This is a genomic window from Haloarcula sp. Atlit-120R (assembly GCF_003665885.1).
Classification (GTDB): domain Archaea; phylum Halobacteriota; class Halobacteria; order Halobacteriales; family Haloarculaceae; genus Haloarcula; species Haloarcula taiwanensis.
In genome coordinates, this window is sequence record NZ_QPLN01000081.1 from 1 (window position 1) to 466 (window position 466).

The following is a 466-nucleotide window of genomic DNA, read 5'->3' on the forward strand; positions in this document are numbered from 1 at the left end:
AAGACGGGCGATACCGCGCCCCGAGTCGTTCGGGTACGCTTTCGCCACTTCGAGTTGGACTTCGTTCATGATTACCTCGCGGGGATGCTGATACCTGTGAGAGGCCATCGGATAAGTCCTTCCCCGGTCGGCCCGAGGCAGCGTCCTCTCGTGGTTACAGCCTAGCACACCGTAGGGCGGGCGGCTACTAATCCCTGCCGACTGGACAGGGAACGGCGCGTCGATGGCTGGCGTTTTTACGCTCGAACACCACGGTTTACGCATGCGACTCCTCGCGTTCGACGGCCGGATGGGTGCCAGCGGCGATATGCTCCTCGGCGCGCTCGTCGCCGCCGGCGCTGACCCGTCGGTCCTCTCGCCCGTCGAAGACGCCCTCGACGTGACCTACCGCGTCCACGAGGTCGACAAAAACGGTATCCTCGCGACCAAGGTGGACGTGCTCCTCGCGGAGGCCGACGGGGGCGAC

The 466-nt window shown here is 65.2% G+C and carries 1 protein-coding gene; it reads left to right on the forward strand.

The genetic code is table 11. The features are described 5' to 3' along the window. Positions 1 to 262: 262 nt before the first annotated feature. The coding region (gene larC / locus DVK01_RS21315) for a nickel insertion protein (RefSeq protein WP_121538848.1) at positions 263 to 466 on the forward strand (204 nt) is incomplete at its 3' end.